A 21383-nucleotide genomic window follows, 5' to 3' on the forward strand; every position below is an offset into this window, starting at 1 on the left:
CCGCCGTCAGCCCTCCAGCACCGCCCGCATCACCTCGCGGGCGATCGGCGCCGCGTCCCCGCCGCCGCTGACCTCGCCCCGGTCGGCGGCCGCGTCCTCCACCACCACGGCGACCGCGACCTCGGCCTGCGGGGAGCGGCCGCCCTGGGCCCAGGAGACGAACCAGGCGTACGGGACACCGGAGTTGTCCACGCCGTGCTGGGCGGTGCCGGTCTTGCCGCCCACCGTGGCGCCCGGGATCGCGCCGTTGCCGCCGGTGCCCCGCTCCACGGCGTCCGTCATCAGCCCGCGCAGCAGGACGGCCGTGGAGGGGCGCATCACCTGGATCAGCGAATGCGTGTCCGCGCCCCGGACCGTCTCGCCGCCCGCCCGCGTGGTGCGCTCCACCAGGTAAGGGGCCCGCGTCTGGCCGCCGTTCGCCACGGCCGCCGCGACCATCGCCATCTGGAGCGGGGTGGCCCGCGTGTTGTACTGCCCGATCGAGGACAGCGCGAGCTGCGCCCGGTCCACCACCGTGTCGAAGGTGGACTGCGACACGGCGAACGGGATACGCAGCCCGGTGTCGTTGAAGCCGAACGCCCGCGCCGTCGCCGCCATGTTCCCGAGCCCCACGTCCACGCCCAGCTTGGCGAAGACCGTGTTGCAGGACCACGCGAACGCCTGCCGCAGCGAGGCGTCCCGGCAGCCGTCGATCTCGTTCGTCAGCCGGGTCGTGGTGCCGGGCAGCCGGTACGGGTCGGGGGAGTCGGTCGGGGCGTCCACATCGGTGATCACCCCGGAGTCCAGCGCGGCCGCCGCCGTCACCACCTTGAACGTCGAACCCGGCGGATAGGTCTGCCGCACCGCCCGGTTGAGCATCGGCTTGTCCGGGTCGCCGTTCAGCCGCGCCCAGGCCGCCGTCGCCGCCTTCCCGTTGCCCGACAGCTCGGCCGGGTCGTACGACGGGGTGGACACCAGCGCCAGCACCCGCCCGGTCGCCGGGTCGATCGCGGCCACCGCGCCCTTGCGCCCGGCCAGGCCCCGGTACGCCGCCTGCTGCGCCTTCTCGTTCAGCGTGGTGACGACATCGCCGCCGGGGGCGGGCTCGCGGGCCACGTCCCGCCACAGCGTGAACGACGACAGCGCCGGGTCGGTGCCCGAGAGCAGCGCGTCCTCGGAGTGCTCCAGGAAGGTGCTGCCGTACAGCTGCGAGGCGAAGCCGGTCACCGGGGCGTACAACGGGCCGTCCCGGTAGGTGCGTTCGTAGCGCAGCTGCTCCCCGGTGTCCGCCGAACCGGTCACCGGCGCGCCGCCCACCAGGATGTCGCCGCGCGGCTGCTGGTAACGGGCGATGGAGGCGCGGCGGTTGGCCGGATTGTCGTTGTACGACCCCGCCTGGACCACCTGCACCCGGGCCGCGTTGGCCAGCAGCGCGGTGAGCAGCAGCCCGCACAGCGCCGAGGCGCGCCGGATGTACTTGGCCATCGGCAGCCCGCCGCCGTACTCGCGCCCCTCCTGGCTCACGGCGCCTCCTCGCCGTCGTACGTCGTCCGCTCCGCCCGGCTCACGGCGCCTCCTTGCCGTCGTACTGGCTGCGGGCGGAGTCGCTGATCCGGATCAGCAGCGCCACGATCGCCCAGTTGGTGACGACCGACGAGCCGCCCTGGGCCAGGAACGGCATCGCCATGCCGGTCAGCGGAATCAGCCCGGTCACCCCGCCGGCGATCACGAACACCTGGAGCGCCAGGATCGAGGCGAGCCCCACCGCGAGGAGCCGTCCGAACGGCTCGCGCAGCGCGAGGCCCGCCCGGTAGCCGCGCTCCACCAGCAGCGCGTACAGCAGGAAGAGCGCGGCGAGCCCGGCCAGGCCCAGTTCCTCACCGGCCGTCGCCAGGATGAAGTCCGACTTGGTGGCGAACCCGATCAGCGTGGAGTGGCCGAGCCCGAGCCCGGTGCCGAGCATCCCGCCCGCCGCGAAGGCGAACAGCGACTGGGCGAGCTGGTTGGGGCCCTGGCCGGCCTCGATGGTGGCGAAGGGGTGCAGCCAGTCCTCGATCCGGCCGCCCACGTGCGGCTCCAGGCGGCCGACCGCCATCGCGCCGAGCACCGCGAGCAGCAGCCCGACCGCGATCCAGCCGGTTCGCCCGGTGGCGACGTACAGCAGCACCACGAACAGCCCGAAGAACAGCAGCGAGGTGCCCAGGTCCCGCTCCAGGACCAGCACCCCGACGCTCAGCAGCCAGATCGTCACGATGGGCCCGAGCACCCGCCCGGTCGGCAGCTGGATCCGCCACAGCCGCCGCCCGGTGTACGCGAGCGCGTTGCGGTTGGCGGCCAGATACGCGGCGAAGAACACCGCGAGCAGCACCTTGGCGAACTCGCCCGGCTGGATGGAGAACCCCGCGAACCTGATCCAGATCCGGGCGCCGTTGACCGCCGGGAACAGGATCGGGGCGAGCAGCAGCACCAGGGCGGCGGCGACGCAGACGTAGGAGTAGCGCTGGAGCACCCGGTGGTCGCGCAGCAGCAGGACCACCCCGATGAACAGCGCCACCCCGAGCGTGGACCACACCAGCTGGGCCGGGGCCGCCCGGTCGCCCGGGGTCTGGAGGTCGAGCCGGTAGATCAGCACCAGGCCGAGCCCGTTCAGCAGCACCGCGATGGGCAGCGGCAGCGGATCGGCGTACGGCGCCCGCAGCCGCACCGCCAGATGGGCGGCCAGGGCGAGACCGCCGAGCCCGGCGCCGTAGCCGAGCACACCGGGCGGTACGGCGCCGGTGCGCGCGAGGCCCACCGCGCAGTAGCCGTACACGCACAGCGGGACGGCCAGCACCAGCAGGGCGAGTTCCACGCCGCGCCGCCGGGCGAGCGGCACGGCGGAAGCCGGTGTCCGCGAGGCGGCCACCGTGATTCCGGCCTTGGTCATGACCGGAACCTACACATATGTGAGGTAATACGCCCGCTCTGTCGGCAGGTCAGCACCAGCGTGGCGCGGGCCCGACATTGCTGATGTACCGCGCGGAACCCCAGGCCCAGGTGCCGTCCGTGAGCAGGTACCACAGGGGGTTGCCGCCCACCGTGGAGCCCTTGACCTTGCAGTAGATGGAGACCTTCGCGCCGTGCGCCGCGAAGCGGACCTTGCGGGTGCTCCGGTCCGGCCGGTCGTGCAACCAGAGGCCGTCCTTGGCCGTGACGACGCCCTGGTAGCGGCGCGGGTCGCGGTCGCCCCGGCCGTAGCCCGGACCGTCGGGGCCGCCGTTCGCCGGCGTGGCGGCGGAGGTGCCGGCGCCCTTGCCGTCGGCGGCACCGGCCGGGACGGCCGCGGCACCGGCGAGCAGGGCACCCGTCGCGGCCGCCAGGGCGACACCGCGGGTGAGGGCGGAACGCAGGGACATGGAACACCTCCGGGGCGGGCGGAACTGACTAATCGCCACATTAGGAGCGGCTTTCGACGGCTGCGCGCCGCAGTGGGCCATCGGGGAGGGGGCGTCCGGGGGCGCCCGGGCGCGGGGTGGACGTGCGCTCGGCCGTACGGGGCCGGGGTGCCCCGGGGTGTTCGCAGTGCCCGGGGTGTCCACGGCGCCCGCGTGTCCGGGGTGCCCGGGGTGTCCACGGCGCCCGCCTGCCCGGGATGCCCACGGCGCCCGCCTGCCCGAGGTGCCCGCGTGCCCACGGCGCCCGGCCGGTGCCGTCCCGCTACGCGTCGTCCCCCGCCAGCCGCAGCGTCGCCACCGCGCCCCCGTCCGCCGCGTTCGCGAACGTCAGCCGCGCGCCCAGCACCTCGGCCTGGCCCAGCGCGATGGTCAGCCCCAGTCCGTGCCCCTTCGAGCCGCCCTCGGTGCGGAAGCGCTGCGGGCCGTGGTCCACCAGGTACGCCGGATAGCCGTCCCCGTGGTCCCGGACCGTCACCACCGGCCCGTCCACCGTCAGCCGTACCGGCGCCCGCCCGTGCCGGTGCGCGTTGGCGACCAGGTTGCCGAGCACCCGCTCCAGGCGCCGCCGGTCGGTCTCCACCCGGGCGTCCCGTACGACCGTCACCCCGGTGTCCGTCCCCGAGGCCCGCACCACGCGCCGTACCAGCGCCCCCAGTTCCTCGGTGTCCGCCTCAAGCCGCTCGCGCCCGCTGTCCAGCCGGGAGATCTCAAGCAGGTCCTCGGTCAGCGTGCGCAGCGCGGCCACCCGGTCGCGGACCAGCTCCGTCGGCCGCCCCGGCGGCAGCAGCTCGGCCGCCGCGTGCAGCCCGGTCAGCGGGGTGCGCAGCTCGTGCGCCACGTCCGCGGTGAACCGCTGCTCGCTCAGCAGCTTGCCCTGCAGGCTCGCCGCCATGGAGTCCAGCGCGGCCGCCACCGCCGCCACCTCGTCCCGCCGGCCCGCCGGGCCCCGCGTACGGGGGTCGTCCACCCGCGCGTCCAGGTCGCCCGCGCTGATCCGCCGGGCCACCCACGCGGTCGTGTGCAGCCGCCGGGTCACCCGGGTCACCGCGAACGCCCCGACCAGCGCCGTCGCGCCGATGGCCAGCGCCGAGGACCACAGGATCGAGCGGTCGAGCGCCGCGATGGTCCGGGCCTGCTGCGAGTGGTCGACCTCCACCGCGATCGCCCGGCCGCCGTCGGCCGGCGCCGCCGCCCACATCGCGGGCCGCGCCTGGTACTCCGCCACCATCGTGCCCCGCTTCCCGGACACCGCCAGCTCGCGCAGCGGCGCGGGCAGCCCGGCCGGGTCGAGTCCGGCGCCGGGCGGCAGCGCGTCCCCGGCCCGGTAGGCGCGCACCGCGTCGTCCAGCCGGTCCAGCGCCTGGCCGCGCGCCTGCCCGACCGTCTGATCCGTCACCGAGACGTGCACCAGCACGCCGAGCAGCGCGGCCAGCGCGCAGCACATCACCGTGATGAACGCGGCGGCCTTCGCGGCGAGCGTCCCGGCCCAGCGGGGGAGCGGGCGCCTCACGGGGCACCCGGGGGCGTGTTCGGGTTGGTGCCCGTCGAGGGCACGGGGGACGGCCCCGGAGCCGCCGTACCGCCGCCCGTGCGCAGGAACTCGTCCCGCGTGAACACCATCGCCCGCTGCTCCGCGTCCCACTCCCAGGTGGTGCGGTACTCGAACCCCGAGATCTCCGCCGGGGAGCGCACGATCACCGAGCGCCCGGCCAGCTCCACACCGGTGATGGCGTCGTTGTCCGACAGCACCCGCACCAGCGCGTGCCCCTCGACCGTGTACACCCGGACCGCCGTCTGATTGGTCGGCCGGAGCCGGAAGCCGAGCGTGAGGTCGTCCCGGCCGTCACCGGTCAGATCCCGGTAATAGGCCTTCAGCACCGGGCACTTGGGGTTCCCGGTGCCCTCCGCGCAGTCCTTCATCCGGTCCACCGTCGCGTGGTACGCCCCCTTCGAGCCGTAGTCGTCGGGGTGCGCGGCCAGCTCCGCCGTCACGACGGCCACCGGATCGACCGCGCGTATGTCCGCCCCCGGCACCCGTATCCCCTCGACCGTCTCCCGGCTGGCCACGTCGTACGGGTACGCCGGGCTCGACGCGGGCCGCAGATCCGGCCACAGCGTCGCGGGGCCGACCGCCGCGGAGGCGGGCCCGGCCGGGACGAGTCCCCCGGAATCACCGCATCCGGCGAGCCCCGCCGCCAGCACCGCGACGAGCCCGGCGACGCGAACACGCCGCGCGGACCTGGGACGACGGTCGGACACGGGGCTCCTGGGCTGCCGGGTGAACGGGGCCCGTCCACCATACGCGGGACGGCTGTGCCGCCGACGGGGCCCGTTCGCCGGGCGGTACTCCTTGCACGGGCCGCCCCCGGCTGGTCCCATGGTCGAGGGGTGATGGCATGAGCGGACTGCGCGTGGTGCCGGCCCGGCTCCGCGGCCGCGAACGGCTGTACGTCCGCGGCACGGACGGGAAGAACGTCGCCTGGTACGACCGAGGGACGGGCCGGGTCAGCCTCCTGGCCGAGGACGCCCGGCAGGCCGTCCTCACCGCCCTGCACCCCTTCCTCACCGGCCCCGTCACCGTGGGCCCGCCGCCGGCCCCCACCCCCGCCGAACTCGCCCGCCTCACCCTCCACCCCGACGACGACCTCGCCCCCAACCGCCCCGGCGAGGCCCTGCTCGTCGCCCTCGACCGCGAGCCCGCCCCGGCCCGCCGGCTCCGCCCCGACCCGCGCCGGCACGCCCTGGCCGCCGAGGAGACGGTGGGCGCCGCCCTGGACGGCCTGGAGGGCGCGGGCTGGCACACCCTGCACTCGGTCCCGCTGCCCGGCGGCGACCGCATCCACCACCTGCTCATCGGCCCCGCCGGCCTCTTCGCCGTCCGCGCGCTGTACGCCCGCAGACAGCGGGTCCTGGTCGCCGACCCGATGGTCGCGGTGGGCCGCCGCGCCCCCGAGCCGCTGCTGCGGCGGCTGCGCGCGGACGCCGACCGGGCCGCGTACGTCCTGACCGCCGAGGTGCGCCCCGTCCTCGCGGTCGCGGGGCAGGCCGAGGTGCTGATCACGGCCGCGCCCCGGACCGTACGGATTCTGCGGGAGGGGGAGCTGGCGGGGCTCGCGCGGCTGGGCGGGGTGCTGAAGCCGGGGGACGTGGAGGCGCTGCACGCGAGGGCGCGGGACCGGAGGACGTGGCTGGTGCTGTAGGGCTTTGCGGGGCGGGGTTCCGGCGCGGGGGTCTGGGGGAGCCCGGTTTCATGGCAGCGCTGCGGCCCGGTTCTACGGCAGTGCTGCGGCCCGCTCCGGGTCCAGCAGCCCCGCCATCAGGTCGCCGTGCTCCGCCACCCGGGGTGCGATGTCACCGGCCAGGAACTCCAGGTCCGCCGGGGCGCGGCACGCCTCGACCTCGTCCCAGGTGACCGGCGCGGAGACGAGCGGGGCGTGGCGGGCGCGCAGGGTGTACGGGGTCGCGGTGGTCTTGCGGGCGGCGTTCTGGCTCCAGTCCACGAAGACCTTGCCGGGCCTGAGGCTCTTGGTCATGCGGTGGGTGACGAGCCCCGGCAGCGCCTCCTCCGCCTCCACCGCGAGCGCCTTCGCGTACTCGCTCGTGGCCTCCGGCGACGCCCCGCGTACGGCCGCCAGCAGATGAAGCCCCTTCGACCCGGCGGTCTTGGCGTACGCCTCGATCCCGTCGGCCGCGAGCCGCTCGCGCAGCCACAGGGCGACCTCGCCGCAGTGGACGACCGTCGCGGGTGCCCCGGGATCGAGGTCGAACACGAGCCGGTCGGCCTCGCCGGGCGCCTGGACCCGCCACTGGTGGGTGTGGAACTCGGTGACGAGGTTCGCCGCCCAGACCAGCGAGGGGAGGTCCTGCACGACCACCATCCGGGCGGGACCCTCCGAGCGGGGCACCTCGGCGGTCGTGACCCAGTCGGGCGTACCGGGCGGCACGTTCTTGGTGAAGAAGACCTGGCCGCCGGGGCCGTCCGGGTAGCGCAGGAAGGAGACCGCGCGGTCGCGCAGGTGCGGCAGCAGGACGCCGGCGGTGGTCGCGTAGTAGTGCAGCAGCTCGCCCTTGGTGAAGCCGCTCTCCGGGTACAGCACCTTGTCCAGGTTGCTGAGCGTGACCCGCCGCCCCGCCACCTCCGTCACCGGCGTCATAGGATGACAATCCCAGAAGCGGGGCGAAAGGGATAAATCGACACCATGCGGAAGGGGCACGGCACGTGCGATCCATATGGAACGGCGCGATCTCGTTCGGCCTGGTCAGTATCCCGATCAAGCTGGTGAACGCCACCGAGAGCCACGCGGTCTCCTTCCGCCAGGTCCACACCGAGGACAACGGCCGCATCCGCTACCGCAAGGTGTGCGAGCTGGAGGACCGCGAGGTCGGCCAGGGCGAGATCGGCAAGGCGTACGAGGCCCCGGACGGCGAGATGATCCCGATCACCGAGGACGACCTCTCGCATCTGCCGCTGCCCACCGCCCGCACCATCGACATCGTCGCGTTCGTCCCCGCCGACCGCATCGACCCGCTCCAGATGGACGCCGCCTACTACCTCGCCGCCGCCGGAGCCTCCGCCGCCAAGCCGTACACCCTGCTGCGCGAGGCCCTCAAGCGCAGCAACAAGGTCGCCGTCGCCAAGTTCGCCCTGCGCGGGCGCGAACGGCTCGGGATGCTGCGCGTGGTGGGTGACGTCATCGTCATGCACGGGCTGCTGTGGCCCGACGAGGTGCGCGTGCCCGAGGGTGTGGCCCCGGACGTGGACGTCACCGTCCGCGACAAGGAGCTCGACCTCGCGGACGCCCTGATGGACACCCTCGGCGAGGTCGATCTCGACGACCTGCACGACGAGTACCGCGAGGCGCTTGAGGAGGTCATCGCGGCCAAGGCGGCCGGCGAGGCCCCGCCCGAGTCCCCCGCCCCGGCCACCGGCGGCAAGGTGCTCGACCTGATGGCGGCGCTGGAGAAGAGCGTGCGGGAGGCGCGGGAGTCGCGGGGGGCGGGGGAACCGGGGGAGTCGGAGGAAGCGGGGGAGTCGGGGGAGGCGGCGGAGGTCCGTACGCTGCCGCGTGGCCGCAGTACCCCGAAGGAGACGGGCGGCAAGAAGTCCACGGCGTCGGCCGCCGCGGCTGCGAAGAAGGCCCCGGCGAAGAAGACGGCCGCGGCGCGGAAGTCCACGTCCAAGTCGGCGGAGCCGTCCGGGAAGCGGGGGGCTGCGAAGAGTACGGCGAAGAAGGCGGCGGCGAAGAAGGCACCCGCGAAGAAGGCGGGGGCGCGGAAGCGGTCGGCGTGACCTCCACCGGGGCGGACTCCCCCCGATTCCACTTCGTCCCAGGCTCCCCTCATGCACGATGAACGTGTGACATACGTGGTGACCGTGACCATGACGCCGCCCGAGGGCACGCCGGACCTCGACGCGCTGCAACGGGAGGGCGTCCTCTTCCTGCTGCGCAAGGGCTTCGACTCCCTGGAGGCCATCGAGGGACCGGACGGCATGGAGGTCGATCTGATGGACGACCTCATCGCCGTCCATCCCGGCGGCGCCCTCCTGAAACTCTTCGTGGACGCGCCCGCGCTGGAATTCGCCGAGGAGGCGGCCCGCGAGGTGGTGACCGAACTCCTCGACGCCACCGAACCCTTGGCGGACTGGCAGATAACCCGCTGCGCCGTCGAGCTCAACTCCGAACTCCTCCAGGAGAGCCTGGACGCCGCCGACGGCCCCGACGCCCCACCCGCCGACCCGGCCGAACGCGCCCGCCGCCACGCGGCCGGCGACCACCCCCAGTCGTCCCCCGGCGGCACCCCGCCCCCCTCGGAAACGCAGGCGATGCGCACCCGCCTGCGCGAACTGGCCCCGTTGCTCGCGTCGTTCCCTCTGACGGCCTTCGGGTACGAGGGGGAGGGGAGCGGCGAGGTGGCCGATACGGGGGCCGGCGAGCCGGTCGGGAGCGGGAGCGGTGAGCGGGCCGGGACCGGCAACGCGACCGGCGAACCGGTCGGCCTCGTGAAGGGCGAGGCGACCCGGACGGTGGGCAAGGAGGCGGCGGAGATCGCCGCGGGCGCCCTGATCTACGCCATCGACCTGCTGGTGGACGAACTCTTCACCGACCTCGCCGCCCTGGAGGAGGACGGCCCCACGGTCGCCCGCAGCAACGCCACCTTCATGATCCTCGACGACCTCCCCCCACACCTGGCCGACGAGTACACGGTCCTCTTCACCCGCCGCCTCACGGTCACCGCCATCACCCTCACCTCCCGCCTGACCCGTCCCCCCTTCGGCCCCCCGACCTGCGTGGCGGAGAAACTCCTCCTCGGCTCCCTCCTCACCCAGGCGGAAGTGACGGCCGACCTCTACGGCCTCCTCACGGACGAGGTCGCCAAAGCCCTCGAAAACTTCGCCGCCTCCCTGAACACGGCAGCCTCCCGCCCCACTCCCGAAGCCCCGGACTCCTGGTTCACCCCCTTCTCCGGGGAATGCCGGGTCCACCCGTACGCGGCGAACGAGGAACCGGAGGAAACACTCCACGAGCTGCCGGACTGACGTAACCGGCCGACGTAACCGGCTGACGTGACAGGGCTGTTGGAACCGGATCGGCGGAACCATCGCATCCCGCCGATACCCGCTGTTACTGTCCGCCTGTGGGTACGCAGCTGCACGTCCAGGTCCCCGAAGATCTCTGGCAGTGCCTCGACGAGGCCGACTTCGACTCGCTGGACTCCTTCCGGGGAGCCGAGCAGTGGGCCGACGCCGCGCACGCCGTCGTCGCCGCGACCGGTCAAGGCCTCGGCATGGGAGCCAATCTCGTCACCGTGCTCCTCGGGCGGGACGCCATCGCCTCCTTCGTCGAGCAGGTGCGGCGCTGGACCGGCAGGCGCCAGGCGGAGGCCAACTCCGGTGAGACGGTGGTGAATCTGACCGTGCGCACCGGCGAGGACGTGACCACCGTGGCGATCACCCGCAGCGGAACGGCGGACCTGGACGCCGAGTTGCTGACCCGGCTCCTGACCTCCGCGATGAACTCCCCTCAGGGGCAGGGAAGATGAAGCTTTTCGGCCGCTCGCCCGCCGGCCGGTATCGCGAGGCGGCGCGCACGTACAAGGACATCCAGGACCGCTTCCACGCCGCGGGCCGGGCCGGGACCGGTCTGGAGAGCGTCCGGGACGATGTGTGGGACCTCCAGCTGAAGCTGTTCGACGACGTGGTCAAGGGCCACACGTCGGTCGCCGGTCCGCTCTTCTCGGCCGCCCGTCTGTCGTTCTTCATCGAGTTCGGCACGGGGAAGGACTGGGTCCGCGCGACCATGTCCGCCCTGTGCCTCTCCACCGCGTGCTGCGTCATCGACCTCCTCAGCAGCTTGCGCGACGCGCCCATGCCCGCGCCCCTGCTGCGCGAGATGCGGGGCATGGCGCTCGGGTCGGCGTACGTGGCCCACCGGTGCGGAGTCCCCCTCGCCGGCGTCATGAACGCCGAAGCCATCACCTCCCTGGCGCTCGGCGAACGCATGCTGACCCGCGAGACGACGGCCGTCCTCACCGCCGACGACGGCACGGCCACCCTCCGCCGGCAACTGTCCGGCATGCGCGACACGGCCGCCTCCGAACTCCGCGCGGCACGCGGCATGGTGGGCCGGCCGGCAGCCCCGGGCGCGAACCTGAGGGAAGCCATGAAACAGCGCTTCCTCGAGGACCTGGCGACGTACGACACCCCGGAAGGAGCCGCGCGACTGGCGACCTCGCCCAACGCCGTAAGTGCCGCCCGGGCGGCCCTGCTCAGCGGCCGCACCCTCGTCTACATCGCCCCCGCACTCCGCAGCGGCGCGGCCCTCAGGGTCAACTCCCCTGGCGGGGAAGGGGAGATATGCGAAAGCGTGGAACTCCCCGGCCTGGATCTCCCTTCGGTACGCGCCCTGGTCGAGCGCGTCCGGGACGGTTACGCCGCGGCCCAGCGCGGTGAACTCGGCCGCAAGGCCCTGAACCGCCTGATCCGCGAGGCCCTCGACCAGGTGACCGCGGCGTTCTGGGACCCGTTGCTGGCCGAATGGCCCGAACTCCGCGACACGCCCCTCGCGTTGATCCCCCTCGGCGAAGCGGCCCTGCTCCCCTTCTCCACCGCCCTCGTGGACGACACCCCCGCCTGCGCGACCCTGGACCTGACCCTCGCCCCTTCCGCCCGCGCCCTCCTGCTGTCCGCCGGCTGGCAACCGGCAGCGGACCGGAAGGTCCTGGTCGCCGCGGACCCCTGGTACGACGGAGACGGCTTCCGGTCGATTCCGCGTACGGTGCCGGAGGCGCGGGCGGTCGCGGCGGTCCACGGCGTGGAACCGAGACTGTTCCGGGCGCCCGATACGGCCGAGGAGCTGACCTCGACGGAAGCCCCCGACCCCTTGCGGACGATCAGCGGCACGCTCCCCGACGACGAACCCGCCCCCGACATCGCCGCCCACCTCACCGGCGCCTCCCTCATCCACCTCGCCTGCCACGGCGAACTCCGCTCCGACGCCCCCCTGTCCTCCTCCCTCCTCCTGGGCGGCCGCCTCCCCCTCACCGGCCTCCTCCGGGACAACCTCCACCCCGGCACGACGGTCATCCTCTCCGCCTGCGAACTGGGCAGCATCACGGGAGACCTCCCGGACGAACAACTGGGCTTCCCCGCCGCCCTGCTGGCAGTCGGCGCCCGCTCGGTCATCGGCGCCCTGTGGCCCGTACCGGACACCCCGGCCACGGTGACCCTGATGACGGACCTCCACCACGCACTGACCGACTCACCGGCCCCGAAAGCCCTGGGCCAAGCGATCGCCAACGCCCACGCGAACGGGGTCCCGCCGTCGGTGTGGGCGTCTTTCGCGTGCTTCGGGGCGTGAGCGGAAGGTCCCCCATCACCCTCCCGGGGCGGACATCCGCCACCGCCCCGACACGGAAGCCCACCCCAACACAACTCGTCCTCGCATCCGGCGCGGCCCTGCCGCTGGTCGCCGCCGCCGGAGTCGCCTACGCGTTCACCCTGCCACCCTTCGAGAAGCAGGGCACCGCAACCCCCTCCGCACCGACCCCTCGGACGACACCTACGAGATCTCGTGCTTCGTCAACGGCGACGGCAAGCAACTGATGTCCGTCACAGCGGAGATGGCCGAGTACGAGAACTCCGGCGCTTGGCTGGAGGAGGCGGTGGGCCGGCTCGTGTCGACTTCCGACCTCACGCCGTTCAACGCCGGTGACAAGGCTGTCACCTCCGCTTCCGCGGCGGCGATCTACGTTCCGTGCGTCTCGAAGCGGATGACCCGGTACCTGAGCGTCGTGGTGCACCTCACGAAGCACGGGGACGCGAAGGGGGAGTAGTCGCGGCGGGACCTGATCACTTTGGCGAGGAGCGCAGCCGTGTACGCCCATGGGAAGGCGAAGTGCGAGGTGCCTTCCAGGGTTTCGGCCGATTGATCGTCCTCGGCCTCAGTCGAGAAGGATCTCTTCGGGACGTCGGCTGGTGATCGGTACGCCCTGTGCGTGGAGGATGTGCTTCAGACAGGCCGTGAGGTCGTTGCCGTGGTCATCGCGGGCCATGTTGCGCAATTCGCGGGCCAGATCCAGTCCGTTGACAAGGAGGATGGGGTACTGGTCTTCCACCATTTCGAGCTGAGCCGGCTCCGAGAAGGATCCGGTGGTGACGTATACGCCGATCCAGCCGCGGCGCAGGCGCGCGACCACTCGGGCGATCTGCTCGGCGGACACGAGGCTGTCGGGGCGTATGCACTTGGCTTGGCCCAGAACGACGAGGCTTGTACCGGCCAGTCCCGATCCGAGGTCGATGCGCCCGACGAAGTCCGCTCCGCCGTCTCCCGAGCGCCGAGTGATCCAGCCCTCACGGTAGTTGTGACCGGACCCCCTCAGCACACGAGCGGCGACCGCGGAGGCGACGGCCTCGAAATCGTGCTTGCGCCCGTCGAACTGCTCGTAGACGAACTTGAGGTCTACCTCTCGCGGGCTCCCCGGTGCAGGACGCTGATCACGCACCTTCGTCACCCGTGCCCGAGCGACCCGCCTGCGAACCCGCGGTAGCGCGGAGTGTCCTCGCTTGACCCACTCCCGCCAGGCGCGAGGCGCCTTGGCCAGGGCTGCCTGATCGGAGACTGCCGGATTGCGCCGTGCGGTGATCCAGTCCCAGTCGACCTGGTCGTTCTCGGCGGCCAGATCGATGAGGGCGATGTCGTACACATAGTTGGTGAACGTGGTGTGCTCGTGTCCGGCCCACTGGACGACGCGTTCGGCCCGCTCTATGACCCCGAGCCCGCAGAACTCGACGAAGCCCTTGACCCTGCCGTTGCGCGACACGGCGCGGAACAGCAGGAGAGGGGCTGCACCGGCGCGCTCCTCCGGGGTCGGAGCCTGGTGTTCCGTGAACGCGTCGAGCAGGGCGGCGTTTCCGGTCGTGGTCCCGGGGAGCTTGGTGAGCCCGGCCTTGTGGTCGCCGAAGTAGCGCACGTGGCCGTTGTCCATGTCGAACACGTCGTGCCACGGTGTCTGCTCGCTGCCGGCCTTCCACGGGCTGGAGCGGATCAGGATCGCCGGCCGTCGCTGCCGCCCGTCCACCGCGACCTTGGCCATGCCGTTGATGCCGGATTCGAGAAGCGCCTTCTTGTGTCCGGGAGCGTGCGTCACATGGTGGAAGTTCGGGTACCCGTCGAGCTCGGCTTCGGCCGGATCCTTGGCACTCGCGTACCGCAGCACCTGCCCGACACGAAGCTTCTCTCCCATGACAACCCTTCTTCAGCACCGAGATCAACGACGTCAAGCGCGACGAGGCCCATGCCGTCGCGATGTTCGCGAGTTGCTGCTCCGGACGGCACCCGGCCGTACATACGCAAAGACCCCGGCCTCAGCGTTTCCGCTGGTGACGGGGTCTTGGACACACTTGCACAGTGTGCCCCCGGCAGGATTCGAACCTGCGCACACGGCTCCGGAGGCCGTTGCTCTATCCCCTGAGCTACGGGGGCGTGTCGGGCGTTGCGCTGGGCGCTTGCGGCGACGGGTAGAACCCTAGCAGGTCTTTCGGGGTGATCAGGAACGGGTTTGGGGGCGGTGTCCCCCGGGAGGCTGGAAGTGGGGAAAAGCCGGACGCGGCGGCCCGGGCCGACCTACTCTCGAGTTGTGTCAGGCGCCACTGGCCGGGTGCTCGTTGTGGACGACAGCAACGTCATCCGGCAGCTGATCAGGGTCAACCTTGAGCTGGAAGGGCTGGAGGTCGTGACCGCGGTCGACGGTGCCGAGTGTCTGGACGTGGTGCACCAGGTGCGCCCCGACGTGGTGACACTCGACGTCGTCATGCCCCGGCTCGACGGGCTCAGTACCGCCGCCCGCCTCCGGGCCGACCCCCGTACGCGTGATCTCCCGCTCGCCATCATCAGCGCGTGCACCCAGTACGAGGTCGAGAGCGGTCTCGGTGCCGGCGTCGACGCCTTCCTCCCCAAGCCCTTCGAGCCCGACGAACTCGTCCGGCTCGTCAAGGGGCTCATGGAGCGGAGTAAGCGGGATAAGGGGAACGGGTGGCATGGGGGTGGCGATGACGACGTCAACGGTGGGGTCGCGGGTGGGTGTGGATCGGTGATCAGTTAAGTCCCGCCCATCCCGCCTATTTGTCCCTCTATCTCTTTGTCATTCGCCGGATGTCCGCCTCCACTTCCGCCTTCGCCCCCGCCTCCCCTCCTCCCCGTCAAACACCCCCCTCTCCCCTCCCCTACGCTTGTCCCGTGACCCCCCTCGACCTCTCCCGGACCGTCCTGGACGCCGTGCGGTGTGCCGTGGACGCGGGGGAGCTGACGGTGGGGCTGCCCGACAAGGTCGTCGTCGACCGGCCCGGGCCCGGGGGATGCGGGGACTTCGCCACCAACGTCGCCCTCAGGCTCGCCCGGCCCGCCGGCCAGACCCCGCTGCGCGTCGCCGAGATACTGCGGTCCCACCTCGCCACAGCCGAGGGCATCAGCGACGTCGTCATCACCGGCCCCGGCTTCCTCAACATCAGCCTCGCCGCCCGCGACGACCTCACCGCCGGCCTCGTCGGCGACATCCTCACGCGCGGCACCGCCTACGGGCACAGCCGCGCCCTCGACGGGCAGGTCGTCGTCATGAGGGTGCCGTACGAAGTGCGGGCCGAAGTCATCGCCGACGCCGTCGCCCGTATCGTCGCCACCCAGGGCGGCCGCGCCGAGATCGCGCACCTCAAGCCCGACGACGACCAGAGCACCGGGGTCCTCCGCCCCGTCCCCGCCCCCGAGGACCCCGCCCCCCTCGGCCCCGACGCCGCCCAGTGGGCCCTGCTGCACCCGGCCGCGCACGACCGCCCCCGGATCAGCGCCGATCACCTCGTGCAGCGCGAGAGCAACCCCCTCTTCCGGGTGCGGTACGCCCATGCCCGCGTCCGTTCCCTCTCCCGCGCCGCCCACCTCCTCGGCTTCACCGCCGAACCCGGCGACACCGGCGACACCGGGAACACCGGCGACACCGGCGACACCGGGAACACCGGCGACCCCGCCGCACAGACCGCGCAGCACACCGCCCAGGACACCCTCCTCACCGCCCTCGCCGCCCACCCCCGCGTCCTCACCGCCGCCGCCACCCACCGCGCCCCCGACCGCCTCGCCCGGCACCTCGTGACCGTCGCCGACGCGCTCTTCCCCCTTCTCCCCGGCGTCCTGCCGCTCGGCGAGGAGAAACCCGAGGCCGCCCACCGCGCCCGGCTGGCGCTCGCCGAAGCGGCCGGGACGGTGCTCGCCGGTGGCCTGTCCCTGCTCGGCATCGACGCACCCGAACACCTCTGAGGGCACCGCAAGAGGCCCCAGCGCGACACAGAGAGCCAACGTCATGAGCCGTTCCGCCCACCCCGCCGGGCCCCGCCACGCCGACGTCCTCCCCGAGGGGCACTACTCCGCCCCGCCCGCCGACCTCAACGCACTGGACCCCAAGGTGTGGGCCCGTACCGTGCGCCGGGACGAGGACGGCGTGGTCACCGTCGGCGGCATCCCCGCCACCCGGCTCGCGGAGGAGTTCGGCACCCCCGCGTACCTCCTCGACGAGGACGACTTCCGGGCCCGGGCGCGCGCCTGGCGCACCGCGTTCGGCGAGGACGCCGACGTGTTCTACGCCGGCAAGGCGTTCCTCTCCCGCGCCGTCGTGCGCTGGCTGGACGAGGAGGGGCTCAACCTCGACGTCTGCTCCGGCGGCGAGCTGGCCACCGCGCTGTCCGCCGGAATGGACCCCGCGCGCATCGCCTTCCACGGCAACAACAAGTCCGTCGAGGAGATCACCCGCGCCGTCGAGGCCGGCGTCGGGCGGATCGTGCTCGACTCCTTCCAGGAGATCGCCCGCGTCGCGCACATCGCGCAGGGGCTCGGCAGGCGGCAGCGGGTGCAGATCCGGATCACCGTCGGCGTCGAGGCCCACACCCACGAGTTCATCGCGACCGCGCACGAGGACCAGAAGTTCGGCATCCCGCTCGCGGGCGGCCGCGCCGCCGAGGCCGTACGGCGCGCGCTCACCCTCGACGGGCTCGAACTCATCGGCATCCACAGCCACATCGGCTCGCAGATCTTCGACATGTCCGGCTTCGAGGTCGCCGCGCACCGCGTCGTCGGACTGCTGAAGGACATCCGCGACGAGCACGGCGTCGAGCTGCCCGAGATCGACCTCGGCGGCGGCCTCGGCATCGCGTACACCAGCGACGACGACCCCCGCGAGCCGCACGAGATCGCCAAGGCGCTCACCGAGATCGTCACCCGCGAGTGCGAGGCGGCCCGGCTGAGCGTGCCGCGCATCTCCGTCGAGCCGGGCCGCGCGATCGTCGGACCCACCGCGTTCACGCTGTACGAGGTCGGCACCGTCAAGCCGCTCGCGGGGCTGCGCACCTACGTCTCGGTCGACGGCGGCATGTCGGACAACATCCGTACGGCGCTGTACGACGCCGAGTACAGCGTCGCCCTCGTCTCGCGCACCAGCGACGCCGAGCCCATGCTCGCCCGGGTCGTCGGCAAGCACTGCGAGAGCGGGGACATCGTGGTCAAGGACGCGTTCCTGCCCGCCGACCTGGCGCCGGGCGACCTCATCGCCGTACCCGCCACCGGCGCGTACTGCCGCTCCATGGCCAGCAACTACAACCACGTGCTCCGCCCGCCGGTCGTCGCCGTCCGCGACGGCGAGGCGCGCGTGATCGTCCGGCGCGAGACCGAGGAGGACCTGCTGCGCCTCGACGTCGGCTGAGCCGCGGGAAAAAGCCCAGCCGGTGGGGCCGCCGGGAAAACCTCCTGCGGCCCCACCGGGCGAGATGAAATACATGTCTCAGGATCCGGACCAAGGGGAGAAACCGCCGTCCGGTGAGTGAGACTGGTCCCACCGCACACGGTATGAGGGAAACGAGGTCGGATGATGCGTACGCGTCCGCTGAAGGTGGCGCTGCTGGGCTGTGGAGTGGTCGGCTCCGAGGTGGCGCGCATCATGACGACGCACGCCGACGACCTCGCCGCCCGCATCGGCGCCCCGGTGGAGCTCGCCGGTGTCGCCGTACGCCGCCCGGCCAAGGTGCGCGCGGGCATCGACCCGGCGCTGGTCACCACGGACGCGACGGCGCTGGTCAAGCGCGGTGACATCGACGTGGTGGTGGAGGTCATCGGCGGCATCGAACCCGCCCGCACCCTCATCACCACGGCCCTCGAACACGGCGCCTCCGTCGTCTCCGCCAACAAGGCCCTGCTCGCCCAGGACGGCGCCGCGCTGCACGCCGCCGCCGAGGAGCACGGCAAGGACCTTTATTACGAGGCCGCCGTCGCCGGTGCCATCCCGCTGATCCGCCCGCTGCGCGAGTCCCTCGCCGGCGACAAGGTCAACCGCGTGCTCGGCATCGTCAACGGCACCACCAACTTCATCCTCGACAAGATGGACTCCACCGGCGCGGGCTACCAGGAGGCCCTGGACGAGGCCACCGCCCTCGGGTACGCCGAGGCCGACCCCACCGCCGACGTCGAGGGCTTCGACGCCGCCGCCAAGGCCGCCATCCTCGCCGGGATCGCCTTCCACACCCGGGTCCGCCTCGACGACGTGCACCGCGAGGGCATGACCGAGGTCACCGCCGCCGACTTCCGCTCGGCCAAGCGCATGGGCTGCACCATCAAACTGCTCGCCATCTGCGAGCGCGCCGAGGACGGCGCCTCCGTCACCGCGCGCGTCCACCCCGCGATGATCCCGCTCGGCCACCCGCTGGCCTCGGTGCGCGGCGCGTACAACGCCGTCTTCGTGGAGTCCGACGCGGCCGGCCAGCTGATGTTCTACGGCCCCGGCGCCGGCGGCGCGCCCACCGCCTCCGCGGTCCTCGGCGACCTCGTCGCGGTCTGCCGCAACCTGCTCAGCGGTACGACGGGCCCGGGCGAGTCGGCGTACGCGGCGCTGCCCGTCTCCCCGATGGGGGACGTCGTCACGCGCTACCACATCAGCCTCGACGTCGCCGACAAACCGGGTGTCCTCGCCCAGGTCGCCACGGTGTTCGCCGAGCACGGGGTGTCCATCGATACGGTCAGGCAGCAGGGCAAGGACGGCGAGGCATCGCTTGTCGTCGTGACCCACCGGGCCTCCGACGCGTCCCTGTCCGGGACCGTCGAGGCGCTGCGCAAGCTCGACACCGTGCGGGGTGTCGCCAGCATCATGCGGGTTGAAGGGGAGTAAGCGGCAATGACCCACCAGTGGCGCGGAATCATCGAGGAGTACCGGGACAGGCTGCCGGTCACCGACAGCACGCCGGTCGTGACGCTCCGTGAGGGCGGCACGCCTCTCGTGCCCGCGCAGGTGCTCTCCGAGCGCACCGGCTGCGAGGTCCACCTCAAGGTGGAGGGGGCCAACCCCACCGGCTCCTTCAAGGACCGGGGCATGACCATGGCCATCACGCGGGCCAAGGAGGAGGGCGCCCAGGCGGTCATCTGCGCCTCCACCGGCAACACCTCCGCCTCCGCCGCCGCCTACGCGGTGCGCGCCGGCATGGTCTCCGCGGTGCTCGTCCCGCAGGGCAAGATCGCGCTCGGCAAGATGGCCCAGGCCCTCGTGCACGGCGCGACCATCCTCCAGGTCGACGGAAACTTCGACGACTGCCTCGACCTCGCCCGCGCCCTGAGCGACAACTACCCGGTGGCGCTGGTCAATTCGGTCAACCCCGTGCGCATCGAGGGCCAGAAGACGGCCGCGTTCGAGATCGTCGACGCGCTCGGCGACGCCCCCGACATCCACATCCTTCCGGTCGGCAACGCGGGCAACATCACGGCCTACTGGAAGGGCTACACGGAGTACAAGGCCGACGGCCCCGCGCGCCGCACCCCGCGCATGTGGGGCTACCAGGCCGCGGGCAGCGCGCCCATCGTGCGCGGCGAGGTCGTCAAGGACCCCAAGACCCTCGCCACCGCCATCCGCATCGGCAACCCCGCCTCCTGGCAGTACGCCCTCGCGGCGCGGGACGAGTCCGGGGGCGTCATCGACGAGGTGACGGACCGTGAGATCCTGCGCGCCTACCGGCTGTTGGCCGCGCAGGAGGGCGTCTTCGTGGAGCCCGCCTCCGCCGCCTCGGTGGCCGGTCTGCTCAAGGCGGCGGGGCAGGGCAGGGTCGATCCGGGCCAGACCATCGTCTGTACGGTCACCGGCAACGGCCTGAAGGACCCGGGCCTGGCGACCGAGGGTGCCCCGCAGCCGGTCGTCGTACCGGTCGACGCGGCCGTCGCGGCCCGGCGCCTCGGTCTGGTCTGACCCCGGTCCGAAACCCCGGAAGCGGATCGCGGCGGCCGGAACGGATGCACAGGGGGCTTACGACACGCATCGTGCGCCTCCTGTGCGCCCTATGTCGCCACTGAACCTTCCTTCGATAGGCTGGGACCAACCCGCCCACCGCACATGCCCACGCGTGTGGCACGGCGCCGCGTCGTCTGCGCGGCCCGACGGGTCTTCGTACGTCATCGAATGTCCACACCGAATGTCCGCCGCAGGGCACATTCGGGCAGCCACGCAGCTCAAGGAGAGTCACGAGCGATGGCCGGTCCCGCGTTCCGCGCCGCCGCCGTCCGGGTGCGCGTCCCCGCCACCAGCGCCAACCTCGGTCCGGGCTTCGACGCCCTGGGCCTCGCGCTGGGGCTCTACGACGACGTCGTCGTCCGGGTCGCCGACTCCGGGCTGCACATCGACATCGCGGGCGAGGGCGGCGAGAGCCTGCCGAGGGACGAGCGCCATCTGCTGGTCCGCGCCCTGCGCACCGCCTTCGACGTGCTGGGCGGCCAGCCGCGCGGGCTGGAGATCGTCTGCGCCAACCGCATCCCGCACGGCCGCGGCCTCGGCTCCTCCTCCGCCGCCATCTGCGCCGGCATCGTCGCCGCGCGCGCCGTCACCATAGGCGGCGAGAACCGTCTCGACGACGCGGCGCTGCTCGAACTGGCCACCGAGATCGAGGGCCACCCCGACAACGTCGCCGCCTGTCTGCTCGGCGGGTTCACCCTCTCCTGGCTGGAGCGCGGCGCCGCCCGCGCCATCAGGATGGAGCCCGACGATTCCATCGTTCCGGTGGTTTTCGTGCCCGGGAAGCCGGTGCTCACCGAGACCGCGCGCGGACTGCTCCCGCGCACCGTCCCGCATGTCGACGCCGCCGCCAACGCGGGCCGCGCGGCCCTGCTCGTCGAGGCCCTGACCAGGCGCCCCGAGCTGCTGCTGCCCGCCACCGAGGACCGTCTCCACCAGGACTACCGCGCCCCGGCGATGCGCGACAGCGCCGCGCTCGTGGAGCGGCTGCGCGCCGACGGCGTACCGGCCGTCATCTCGGGCGCCGGACCCACCGTCATGGCCCTGGCCGACGCGGGCACCGCCGACAAGGTCCAGGCGCTGGCCGGGGCCGACTGGGCGGCCAACCGCCTCGACCTCGATCTGCAGGGAGCGAGCGTGCTGCCGCTTGCGTCCTGACACCCGGTTGCCGGA

At 72.8% G+C, this 21383-nt stretch carries 19 protein-coding genes and 1 tRNA gene; 12 read left to right on the forward strand and 8 right to left on the reverse strand.

Going from position 1 to position 21383, the window contains the following annotated elements:
* Positions 1-6: 6 nt before the first annotated feature.
* The 5 genes from AB0898_RS04270 to AB0898_RS04290 all read right to left on the reverse strand — a co-directional run bounded on the left by AB0898_RS04270 (position 7) and on the right by AB0898_RS04290 (position 5672).
* Positions 7-1464 carry a penicillin-binding transpeptidase domain-containing protein gene (locus AB0898_RS04270; RefSeq protein ID WP_366801379.1) on the reverse strand — a complete coding sequence of 486 codons (1458 nt, stop codon included), beginning with the start codon at positions 1462-1464 and terminating at the stop codon, positions 7-9.
* A gap of 79 nt (positions 1465-1543) precedes the next feature.
* Entirely contained in the window at positions 1544-2905 is a 1362-nt protein-coding gene (locus AB0898_RS04275; protein WP_366801266.1) for an FtsW/RodA/SpoVE family cell cycle protein, read from the reverse strand.
* 49 nt (positions 2906-2954) lie between these two features.
* Entirely contained in the window at positions 2955-3374 is a 420-nt protein-coding gene (locus AB0898_RS04280; protein ID WP_366801267.1) for an SH3 domain-containing protein, read from the reverse strand.
* 301 nt (positions 3375-3675) lie between these two features.
* On the reverse strand, positions 3676-4923 hold the full coding sequence (locus AB0898_RS04285) for an ATP-binding protein (RefSeq protein ID WP_366801268.1): 1248 nt from the start codon (positions 4921-4923) through the stop codon (positions 3676-3678).
* Positions 4920-5672, reverse strand: a complete 753-nt coding sequence (locus AB0898_RS04290) for a hypothetical protein (protein ID WP_366801269.1) — start codon at positions 5670-5672, stop codon at positions 4920-4922. The genes AB0898_RS04285 and AB0898_RS04290 overlap by 4 nt, the downstream gene beginning before the upstream one ends.
* Before the next feature lie 137 nt (positions 5673-5809).
* On the opposite strand from AB0898_RS04290, the gene AB0898_RS04295 reads away from it, so the two are divergent.
* A complete protein-coding gene (locus AB0898_RS04295) occupies positions 5810-6613 on the forward strand; it encodes a nuclease-related domain-containing protein (protein ID WP_366801270.1) in 804 nt (267 codons plus the stop codon).
* A 72-nt stretch (positions 6614-6685) separates the two neighbouring features.
* On the opposite strand, the gene ligD is transcribed toward AB0898_RS04295, so the two are convergent.
* Positions 6686-7567: a non-homologous end-joining DNA ligase gene (gene ligD, locus AB0898_RS04300; RefSeq protein ID WP_366801271.1), complete on the reverse strand. Its 882-nt coding sequence runs from the start codon at positions 7565-7567 to the stop codon at positions 6686-6688.
* A 65-nt stretch (positions 7568-7632) separates the two neighbouring features.
* On the opposite strand from ligD, the gene AB0898_RS04305 reads away from it, so the two are divergent.
* The 5 genes from AB0898_RS04305 to AB0898_RS04325 all read left to right on the forward strand — a co-directional run bounded on the left by AB0898_RS04305 (position 7633) and on the right by AB0898_RS04325 (position 12746).
* On the forward strand, positions 7633-8703 hold the full coding sequence (locus AB0898_RS04305) for a Ku protein (RefSeq protein ID WP_366801272.1): 1071 nt from the start codon (positions 7633-7635) through the stop codon (positions 8701-8703).
* A gap of 51 nt (positions 8704-8754) precedes the next feature.
* Positions 8755-9951, forward strand: coding sequence for a hypothetical protein (locus tag AB0898_RS04310; protein ID WP_366801273.1), 1197 nt, complete (start codon positions 8755-8757; stop codon positions 9949-9951).
* Positions 9952-10049: 98 nt separating this feature from the next.
* Complete coding sequence (locus tag AB0898_RS04315; protein WP_366801274.1) at positions 10050-10454, forward strand: hypothetical protein; 405 nt, start codon at positions 10050-10052, stop codon at positions 10452-10454.
* Positions 10451-12271: a CHAT domain-containing protein gene (locus AB0898_RS04320; RefSeq protein ID WP_366801275.1), complete on the forward strand. Its 1821-nt coding sequence runs from the start codon at positions 10451-10453 to the stop codon at positions 12269-12271. Before AB0898_RS04315 ends, AB0898_RS04320 begins: the two co-directional genes overlap by 4 nt.
* Positions 12272-12515: 244 nt before the next feature.
* Positions 12516-12746: a hypothetical protein gene (locus tag AB0898_RS04325; protein WP_366801276.1), complete on the forward strand. Its 231-nt coding sequence runs from the start codon at positions 12516-12518 to the stop codon at positions 12744-12746.
* A gap of 108 nt (positions 12747-12854) precedes the next feature.
* Here the strand turns inward: AB0898_RS04325 and AB0898_RS04330 are convergent, their stop codons facing one another.
* Entirely contained in the window at positions 12855-14156 is a 1302-nt protein-coding gene (locus AB0898_RS04330) for a restriction endonuclease (RefSeq protein ID WP_366801277.1), read from the reverse strand.
* A 167-nt stretch (positions 14157-14323) separates the two neighbouring features.
* Positions 14324-14395, reverse strand: a tRNA-Arg gene (locus AB0898_RS04335).
* Between the two features lie 106 nt (positions 14396-14501).
* On the opposite strand from AB0898_RS04335, the gene AB0898_RS04340 reads away from it, so the two are divergent.
* The 6 genes from AB0898_RS04340 to thrB all read left to right on the forward strand — a co-directional run bounded on the left by AB0898_RS04340 (position 14502) and on the right by thrB (position 21368).
* A complete protein-coding gene (locus tag AB0898_RS04340; protein ID WP_366801380.1) occupies positions 14502-15014 on the forward strand; it encodes a response regulator in 513 nt (170 codons plus the stop codon).
* Positions 15015-15148: 134 nt separating this feature from the next.
* The gene (gene nrtL / locus AB0898_RS04345; RefSeq protein WP_366801278.1) at positions 15149-16216 is read left to right on the forward strand and encodes an ArgS-related anticodon-binding protein NrtL; all 1068 of its coding nucleotides are present in this window, start codon (positions 15149-15151) and stop codon (positions 16214-16216) included.
* A gap of 43 nt (positions 16217-16259) precedes the next feature.
* The gene (gene lysA / locus AB0898_RS04350; protein ID WP_366801279.1) at positions 16260-17651 is read left to right on the forward strand and encodes a diaminopimelate decarboxylase; all 1392 of its coding nucleotides are present in this window, start codon (positions 16260-16262) and stop codon (positions 17649-17651) included.
* Between the two features lie 165 nt (positions 17652-17816).
* Positions 17817-19106: a homoserine dehydrogenase gene (locus tag AB0898_RS04355; RefSeq protein WP_366801381.1), complete on the forward strand. Its 1290-nt coding sequence runs from the start codon at positions 17817-17819 to the stop codon at positions 19104-19106.
* 6 nt (positions 19107-19112) lie between these two features.
* Positions 19113-20171 carry a threonine synthase gene (gene thrC / locus AB0898_RS04360; protein WP_366801280.1) on the forward strand — a complete coding sequence of 353 codons (1059 nt, stop codon included), beginning with the start codon at positions 19113-19115 and terminating at the stop codon, positions 20169-20171.
* A 279-nt stretch (positions 20172-20450) separates the two neighbouring features.
* Complete coding sequence (gene thrB, locus AB0898_RS04365; protein WP_366801281.1) at positions 20451-21368, forward strand: homoserine kinase; 918 nt, start codon at positions 20451-20453, stop codon at positions 21366-21368.
* The last annotated feature ends 15 nt before the right edge of the window (positions 21369-21383 follow it).

Origin of the sequence: Streptomyces sp. NPDC005435 (assembly GCF_040703155.1) — a bacterium.
GTDB lineage: Bacteria > Actinomycetota > Actinomycetes > Streptomycetales > Streptomycetaceae > Streptomyces.